The 6,926-nt window shown below is 56.4% G+C and carries 11 protein-coding genes; 1 reads left to right on the top strand and 10 read right to left on the bottom strand.

Annotation, left to right across the window (positions count from 1 at the left end):
* Nucleotides 1-131 precede the first annotated feature (131 nt).
* From ACXADZ_RS18405 to ACXADZ_RS18370, 8 genes are read right to left on the bottom strand one after another with little or no spacing between them, the layout of a single operon-like run.
* Complete coding sequence (locus ACXADZ_RS18405; protein WP_475190774.1) at nt 132-878, bottom strand: type IV secretion system protein; 747 nt, start codon at nt 876-878, stop codon at nt 132-134.
* Nucleotides 878-1,015: a hypothetical protein gene (locus tag ACXADZ_RS18400; protein WP_170417970.1), complete on the bottom strand. Its 138-nt coding sequence runs from the start codon at nt 1,013-1,015 to the stop codon at nt 878-880. The genes ACXADZ_RS18405 and ACXADZ_RS18400 overlap by 1 nt, the downstream gene beginning before the upstream one ends.
* Nucleotides 1,012-3,378, bottom strand: coding sequence for a VirB4 family type IV secretion/conjugal transfer ATPase (locus ACXADZ_RS18395; protein ID WP_475190770.1), 2,367 nt, complete (start codon nt 3,376-3,378; stop codon nt 1,012-1,014). The genes ACXADZ_RS18400 and ACXADZ_RS18395 overlap by 4 nt, the downstream gene beginning before the upstream one ends.
* The gene (locus ACXADZ_RS18390; RefSeq protein WP_170624894.1) at nt 3,371-3,649 is read right to left on the bottom strand and encodes a VirB3 family type IV secretion system protein; all 279 of its coding nucleotides are present in this window, start codon (nt 3,647-3,649) and stop codon (nt 3,371-3,373) included. The genes ACXADZ_RS18395 and ACXADZ_RS18390 overlap by 8 nt, the downstream gene beginning before the upstream one ends.
* A gap of 3 nt (nt 3,650-3,652) precedes the next feature.
* On the bottom strand, nt 3,653-3,934 hold the full coding sequence (locus ACXADZ_RS18385) for an HAD family hydrolase (protein ID WP_170574749.1): 282 nt from the start codon (nt 3,932-3,934) through the stop codon (nt 3,653-3,655).
* Nucleotides 3,931-4,575 (bottom strand): lytic transglycosylase domain-containing protein, encoded by a 645-nt coding sequence (locus ACXADZ_RS18380; RefSeq protein ID WP_247748075.1) that lies wholly within the window; start codon nt 4,573-4,575, stop codon nt 3,931-3,933. The genes ACXADZ_RS18385 and ACXADZ_RS18380 overlap by 4 nt, the downstream gene beginning before the upstream one ends.
* Nucleotides 4,572-4,997 (bottom strand): TSCPD domain-containing protein, encoded by a 426-nt coding sequence (locus ACXADZ_RS18375; RefSeq protein ID WP_152460687.1) that lies wholly within the window; start codon nt 4,995-4,997, stop codon nt 4,572-4,574. The genes ACXADZ_RS18380 and ACXADZ_RS18375 overlap by 4 nt, the downstream gene beginning before the upstream one ends.
* Nucleotides 4,994-5,626, bottom strand: a complete 633-nt coding sequence (locus tag ACXADZ_RS18370) for a hypothetical protein (RefSeq protein ID WP_475198690.1) — start codon at nt 5,624-5,626, stop codon at nt 4,994-4,996. The genes ACXADZ_RS18375 and ACXADZ_RS18370 overlap by 4 nt, the downstream gene beginning before the upstream one ends.
* Before the next feature lie 90 nt (nt 5,627-5,716).
* On the opposite strand from ACXADZ_RS18370, the gene ACXADZ_RS18365 reads away from it, so the two are divergent.
* A complete protein-coding gene (locus ACXADZ_RS18365; protein WP_209251507.1) occupies nt 5,717-5,917 on the top strand; it encodes a hypothetical protein in 201 nt (66 codons plus the stop codon).
* Nucleotides 5,918-6,094: 177 nt separating this feature from the next.
* Here the strand turns inward: ACXADZ_RS18365 and ACXADZ_RS18360 are convergent, their stop codons facing one another.
* Nucleotides 6,095-6,508, bottom strand: a complete 414-nt coding sequence (locus ACXADZ_RS18360) for a thermonuclease family protein (protein ID WP_170634636.1) — start codon at nt 6,506-6,508, stop codon at nt 6,095-6,097.
* A gap of 48 nt (nt 6,509-6,556) precedes the next feature.
* Nucleotides 6,557-6,913 (bottom strand): hypothetical protein, encoded by a 357-nt coding sequence (locus tag ACXADZ_RS18355; protein WP_142638830.1) that lies wholly within the window; start codon nt 6,911-6,913, stop codon nt 6,557-6,559.
* Between the last annotated feature and the right edge of the window lie 13 nt (nt 6,914-6,926).

Genomic DNA, 6,926 nt, shown 5'->3' with positions numbered 1-6,926 from the left:
ACCAAGACAGGTCCGATATTCCCCAAATGTCCAATCAACATTGGGGGGAAACGGCAGTCGGGCCTCAGCACTGGCCGACGACGCTAAAAGCGTCGCCGTCAGTGTGATCAGGGCGAAAGTGGTGCGGCTTTTCATTGGGTTTCTCCTCTTGCGTAATTGCTAAGCGTCTTTAGGTCCGCTGCGTTTGCAGCCAGATCCGTGCCCGACGCCAGAGCATTAGCCGAGGTTGTGCGCAAGATTTCAATTTCAACTTGCAAGAGTTTCAGGAGAACCGCCGTATTGTAGTCGATTGCGTCCTTCAGATCATCTTGCTGGCCGATTTCACCGCGCAGCTTTTCAGCATCTTCGGCGAGCTGACCGGCCATGTCATAGCCATTCTCACCCAACGCCGATGCCATAAGGCCCGCGCCACCACGTTCAGACAGGATGCGACGAGCTGCTACTTCTGAGCCATTAAACTCTGACAAGATGCCACCGTTGAGGCCGAGGTTGATGGATCGACGTTCCATTGCCTGAGCAGCGACATCGGGCAGCCCGGAGATACCGCCCTCTGCCGCGTCCAGTGCGTAGCCGAGCGTGTCAGCAGCGGTCGCCAGCTTCAAAAAGCTACGGCTGTTGAACTCGTCCAGATCCGTCAGGCCAGTGATAGTCTTGAACGAGTTTTCGAGCAGTGCCCGTTGCTGTTCCAGTTTCTCGTACTGTTCCAGTAGTTGCTCGTACTGGCGGACCATTTCAGCGATTTCTTTGGCCGAATTGGCGGCGTCCTGTGTGATGGATGCAGAGTCCACCACCGGAACACCTTGGGCCGACACCACGACGGGCAGGGCGGCCAGAACCGAAAAAGCAATGGTTGTGCGGAATTTCTTTGAAATATTCATCAGACAAGCTCCAAGTTTTCAGGGGGGGTCATGCGCTCAAAGTCGCAGGCGCATTTGCTGCGATAGCCCGAATAGGTGCTGGTGCAGGCCGAGACAGCGGCCAGAACTACAAGGGCGATTACAAGGCGGGTTTTCATGTGATTTCCTTCCAGAAGTTGGGGTTTTTTCGCCAGTCAGGATCAGGGAACGATTTTCCGTCTGATCCGCTCAGAACACGAAGAAGCGGACCGAGCGCGCCGACATCGACATCGAGCCAAACACTCTCATCACCCTTTTTCATGAGCATTACGCGGTCGCCAAAATGCGCCCTCAGCGCGCCAACCTCTGAATCGTTCAATCCGATTGCCCGGTAATCCGCTTCATTGCCGGATCGAGAGGGGAACAAGAGCTGTGTGCTGGTGTTTTCCAGGATCGACTTGCTTGCCGCTGACGACAGGAGGTGATCGGGGATCTGCGTCATCATCATCATCATGACGTTCAGCTTCCGATACGTGGTGTAAGCGTTCTTGAGGATTTCCGCGCCGTAGGGGTTGCCTGCGATCACCCAGGCTTCATCAATCACAAAGACAGTGGGCACTTTCGCGGCACAACGGCGCTCGATCTGGCGCATGACGTAGCTGATCCATGCCAACCGGACCAACTCGTCATCCAGAACCTCAGAAATATCGAACACAAGATGCCGATCGTCAGAGGCAAAAGGATCTGTGCCACCCTCGCCAAACATCCACGACAAACGCCCGTCGCCCGCCCATTCACTCGCGCGCTTGAAGAGGTCTTTGCCATCATCAAAGGCTCTGAACCGCTCGACCAGTGAATCGAAGTTCTGCAGTTGTGGCGGCAACGTCGCGTTTGCCTGACACGCCTGTTTAATCTCGTCTTTCTGTTCGGCTGTCAGTTTATCGTCGTAACTCATCAGAGCTGTGGCCCAATTCGCCAACCAGCTTTGACCGGCCTCATCCGTTTCCGTTTGAAACGGGTTCATGCCAGTGGGTTCGCCCACCCGGACGCGGGTGTACTGTGCGCCGAGCGCCCGCATCGGAGCTTCCATTGCCCGATCTTTGTCAAAAGCGATGATCCGCGCGCCCTGTGCCACCGCCATTGTCGCCAGCAGCATCGCGATCACAGTTTTACCCGATCCGTTCGGCCCCAGAACGATTGTGTGGCCGGAGGGCAGGTTTTCAGCGTCTTTGCTGGTCTTGGGAAGGTGCAGCGAAACATCATAGCTGTCCCCGTGCGTTGTCGGGAAAGTCGCCAATGGCCCCGGCCAGGGCAGCTTTTCAGCGTCCAGCCCTTTGGGCCGCATGTGGAACGCAACCATGTCCGCAAAGTTCTGGTCCGTAATCAGTTCTTCACGGGGACGGAATGCGAAATTGCCGGGGTGCTGCGCGAAGTACACCGCACGGGCCGACATCGCTTCGCGCTTCACTGTGCCACCCGAAATCTGAATTTCACCGATGATGTGTTTTTCGGCGGTTTTCAGATCTTCTTCGTTCCCAAACACGCAGATCGACAGGTGGTGCTTGCCGAGTGACATGGTGCCGGAGGCAATACCGTCCGCCAGAATGGACAAATCCTCTTCAAGCGACTTCGCTTTGTCGCCCGCCGAGCGCATTTGTCCCGACTTGCGGCGTTCCATTTCCTGCGCCTGGGCGCGGCTGATCGGCAGGAAGGATTGCGAAATGACGACATCAACCGGCAGGTCCAGCCCGTCGAAAATGCCGGGGAACGACGCCATCGGGTAATTCTTCAGCGAATACACACGGATGGAGCGTTCCTGATCGTCGCCCGTGACCAGATTGCCGGTCTTGCCCTGAAACAGCACATCCTCTTGCGGCATGTTGAAGGCAATGGGTTCTGCAATGTTCGTGTGAATGATCGGCTGATACCGACCGTTCAACAGCATCCCATAATAGCCGAGCCAACGCCCCTCGCTGAGCTTCAGCCGACGCACACGGCTTTCGCCCAGCGTGCCCGCCAGTGTTGTGAAAACACCGTCGAGCTGTTCGATCATTTCGCGGCGTTCCTCGTCTATCGTTCCAGACGACATGCCGAACATCTGTTTTGCCCGCTCATCCTGCCGCTTTTGGAGAATGGCGCTGATGACGATCTTGCGTTCTTTCAGCTCTGCATCGACGGACGCTGAGCGCATGGCCTGCGCCACTGCACCGGCAAAGCCGGTTGGATCTGTGATGACATGACCAGTCTCAGCCGGGACGGTCAGTCGATGAACATAAAACGCCACCTCGTTGGGTGTTGTGCGCAACACACGCTCAAACCGTTCGGCCAGGAACTCGAACTCGTTTTCGTCCAGCGTGTTTGCGTTGATTCCGGTGATTTCTGCAGCGGCGATAAGGCCACCGTTGCGTGTGGAAATGACCTCATCGTCCACGACATAGCCATACGGTAACATCTGAAAAAGGCTCATTTCATCCTTGCGCCAGCTCGGCTCGATCAACGAGCGGGCAAGGGTCCACATGCCTCGGGCAGCAGGCTTAGGCATTATAGTAATCTCCCCCATGATGCTGGCGGTTTTTGGTGCGCGGAGTTTTGGAAAGGGTTACGGACAGGACGCGGAAGAAAGCCGGTTCCCATTCGTAAAAGAGGCGAAGCCCGGTGTAGAAAACAAAACCCGAAATGATTGCTGGCGCTATCCCGAACATGAAGAACGAAAGCATGGTCATCCCGAGGATCACCAGCAGATAGATCACGGGTAGGCCGCCCCATTCTGCGGGGCGGCTCAGGCCGCGAAAGACCGTATTGCGGCGCGGCATCAATCAGGCTCCGATGAATGTATCAGCGAGGCCGATAACAGCGCCGACGACGATAGCGATTACCGGGCCTTTCAACGAACCCCAGCCGAACACATAGGCGAGACAGCCCCAGATGAAGCCGACAGCGGCAAGGCTGACGCCAACGACCTTCGAGTCGGCCAGCGTTTCGTTGATGAAATCGCCAATGGCATCTTGCAGCCAGCCAGCGGAGGCGGGCGCTGCCGTGATGATGAACGCAGTGATCGCGAAAAACGCCATCTGCTGGTAGAAGTGGGTTCTTTTCATAGGTCTTTACTCACTTTGCTTAGGATGATCCGCACGTAGTTGCGGGTTTCGGTGAAGGGGGGGACGCCGCCATATTCGACGACGCGGTGAGGCCCGGCGTTGTAGGCGGCAAGCGCCAGCTTCCAGGTTCCGAACTCGCGGTACTGCGCCGCCAAATAGCGGGCACCACCGTCGAGGTTTTCGGCAGGGTTCTTTGGGTTCACGCCCAGGTCTTTCGCCGTTCCGGGCATGAGCTGTGCGAAGCCATAGGCACCCTTGGGCGACAGAGCATCAGCGCGATACCGGCTTTCCTGCCAGACCAGTGCCATGAACAACTCGGCCGGAATGTCGTGCCGTTTTGCCGCTGCATGGATTTCTTTGACGATCCGCTCTTGCGACCAGCCGCCCGAGGATCTGCGAGGCCGCGGTGCCTTGCCCGCAATCTCGATCTTTTCCTGTGGCTTGGCTTTCGGCGCTTCCGGTTTTTCGGCAAGCGTGTACTCACGCATCCGGATTGGCCGAACGACGCCATTGACGATTTCTGCCCGCGCACCGTTGAGAAACACGCTGCCATCCGGTTCATACTCGATGACCTGGGCGCTTGCGCCGGTCGCCACAAATGCCGTGGAGGCGAGCAGAAGGGGCCGCATTGCTGCGATCATTCGGATTTCTCCTTTGCTTGAGTTGGCGAGGAATTGGAGGGGTTCTGTTCGTCGCCGGTCGCGGCCACGTACTCGTCAGTCCAGGACGGCGGAATGCTGACAGCATCCACCAACCAGCCTGCGAGACTTGCGTATTCTTCACCACCAAGGGCCGAGGTCTTGCGAGCGATAGAGCGCGACAGAAACGAAGCCGCTACGCCGTGCTGCAGCAACAGCGAAATCAGAACGCACAGATCATGCAGATGGTATTCGAGGTCGCTGCCAGAGCGAAAACCACCGCTATAGAACACTTCACGGGGTTTGATTGGCGACGCTGGATCATAACCGATGGTGACAAAGGCAGTGTGCCCTTGCGGAGTTTCAACGCGGCGTGTTTCAGCCAGCCGACGATCAGGAAGAACTTTGCGCGCAGGCTTGTTCATGACAAAGCTCCCTGCGCATCAAGTTCCGCTTGTCGGATTTCCATTGCGAAATCGACGTCAAGGCGCAGCTCATCGACCACTTCAAGCGGCAAATCGATGTCCAGCCAGACACCTTCGCGGATCAGGTGAACGTGATAGGTGGCGTTTGGGTAAACGAACCAAAGGGCTTCATGCCGGTTCAGAACGTCGCGCGCGGTGTCGGCGTCGATTGTGCCTGACAGGTCGCAACCGAATTTCAGATTTGCGTAAGAGCTGGCATAGTCCGCTCGGCTGCTGCTTTGGATGAGCACAGCGGCCTTTTCCGGTGAAGCAAAGCGGAACAGCTCTTTCGGACCCAACGCCTTGTTAACGTCTGCGTGCAGCTTCAAGGCTTTGTAGAGCCGATTTGCACGGACATACCCAAGATCATTGAGGACATGGAACATTTCGAGCGCGACCCCGAAAGCCGTGGCGCGGGCATCGCTTTCCAGCCAGTATTCGCGCATTGCGCGCTTGATGGTTGGTCGTTCTCCGGCAAGATGGCGGATAACGGTGAGAATGTCCTTACAGGCTTGCTCGAAGCTCTGGGCGGCAGGCACCAAGCGCCGATCAATCTTGCTTTCGATGGTGTCGAAGGCCACTGTGATCACCTTTCCGCCTTTCAAAAAATAGGTCAGTAGTTTTTACATAATTACGATTATGAGGTTGAGGTTCCGATCATCTGAGCAGCAGGAAATTGGATGCCGGGACACAGCACTGAGCCCTTCGCGGGCTTCGTAGAAAGCCAGCATTCAGCTTGGATCAATCAGCCGGAAGGTCTGACCAAAGTGTCGGGGATGTCCTGTTCGGCGCTGTCGCTGGTCAGTGCTGCGCCGTCGCAAGCGCAGACACGTTGTTCAGGGTCGCACCCATTGACTCTGGCGCGGTGCTGTCCGATCTAAGATCGGCATCTAGGGTTACTGTTTTTACCATAGTACAGTTCTCTCTTGATGTTTGAGGAATGCCCGGATGGATTTGGGGCGTTTCTTGTCCTGTCGGTTGTTGGCGCAATCGACAGGACCGCTCACTGCTCGGTGGTTTTGTTCTGTTGTCACTAAATCGTTGTTTGATCCTTTCCTTCAGCCGCACCAGGACCGGCGTTTGCCGCCATAGTATGGGCGCGCGAGACCCTCGGAAATCAGAATGGCCCCGACCTCCTGCCCAGCGACACGCCCAACCGCTAGGAAGCGGTCATGCACGTCCAGATCTGGTTGGATGACCAGCTCTATCTGGTCCGCCGACTGGATGAGCTCTGTCAGCCTTGCTTTCGCTTTCAATCCCAGAGTTTTTTCCGCACGGCATTGCGGCCGATAGGTCTCCGGCGCATCAAACCCAACAAGCCGATATCGGTGTTCGCCATGATCGAGCGTATCGCCGTCAACGGCAGTCACTTCGGACGCGCTAAGGGTCTTTGTTTGTTTTGATGGTTCAATCCAGACCGCAACAAAGAACAAAGACGCGAGTGTAGCGCTGAGAAACAAGAGCCGTTTCATGTGCCCTGCCCCAGTAATTTGATGAGCCAGGTTCTCGAACGTGCCAGATCAGGTTTTGGATTTCGCGTCCAGAGCCTGCGCCGCTTCCAGACCCTCTGGAGTGATCGACTCGATTGTGTAGTCCGATTTGACGCAAAGAATGCGCCCGTCGCCAAATTCCTGGTGATGCTTAAAAAGCCCCGGCCAAAGATCGAACTCTCTGGGCTCAGCGCCCGCGCGAGAGATCTTCGACTTGCACAAGGCCCCGACATAGTTCGGAGAGCTATAAATGCAGTGGTACTTTGGTCGTCCAAGGGAAGCGAGTCCGATAAATTCGTAGCGGCATGTAAAGGGAACCTGATCTTCTTTCAGGCCCCGGACCATCTCGATGGTTACCACAGTGTATTGTCTCTTGTTGTCCGCCATGACGACCCCCTAT

The sequence above is a fragment of the Ruegeria sp. ABM4_193 genome, from assembly GCF_056158705.1.
This window is presented reverse-complemented; position numbering and strand designations above follow the sequence as displayed.

Bases quoted from the DNA above. Each gene is read 5' to 3' on its own strand.
- ACXADZ_RS18360 (WP_170634636.1), bottom strand. From the start codon at position 6,508: ATGAAACGGCTCTTGTTTCTCAGCGCTACACTCGCGTCTTTGTTCTTT.
- ACXADZ_RS18385 (WP_170574749.1), bottom strand. From the start codon at position 3,934: ATGAAAAGAACCCACTTCTACCAGCAGATGGCGTTTTTCGCGATCACT.
- ACXADZ_RS18395 (WP_475190770.1), bottom strand. From the start codon at position 3,378: ATGCCTAAGCCTGCTGCCCGAGGCATGTGGACCCTTGCCCGCTCGTTG.
- ACXADZ_RS18405 (WP_475190774.1), bottom strand. From the start codon at position 878: ATGAATATTTCAAAGAAATTCCGCACAACCATTGCTTTTTCGGTTCTG.
- ACXADZ_RS18390 (WP_170624894.1), bottom strand. From the start codon at position 3,649: ATGCCGCGCCGCAATACGGTCTTTCGCGGCCTGAGCCGCCCCGCAGAA.
- ACXADZ_RS18380 (WP_247748075.1), bottom strand. From the start codon at position 4,575: ATGATCGCAGCAATGCGGCCCCTTCTGCTCGCCTCCACGGCATTTGTG.
- ACXADZ_RS18400 (WP_170417970.1), bottom strand. From the start codon at position 1,015: ATGAAAACCCGCCTTGTAATCGCCCTTGTAGTTCTGGCCGCTGTCTCG.
- ACXADZ_RS18365 (WP_209251507.1), top strand. From the start codon at position 5,717: ATGCCGGGACACAGCACTGAGCCCTTCGCGGGCTTCGTAGAAAGCCAG.
- ACXADZ_RS18375 (WP_152460687.1), bottom strand. From the start codon at position 4,997: ATGAACAAGCCTGCGCGCAAAGTTCTTCCTGATCGTCGGCTGGCTGAA.
- ACXADZ_RS18355 (WP_142638830.1), bottom strand. From the start codon at position 6,913: ATGGCGGACAACAAGAGACAATACACTGTGGTAACCATCGAGATGGTC.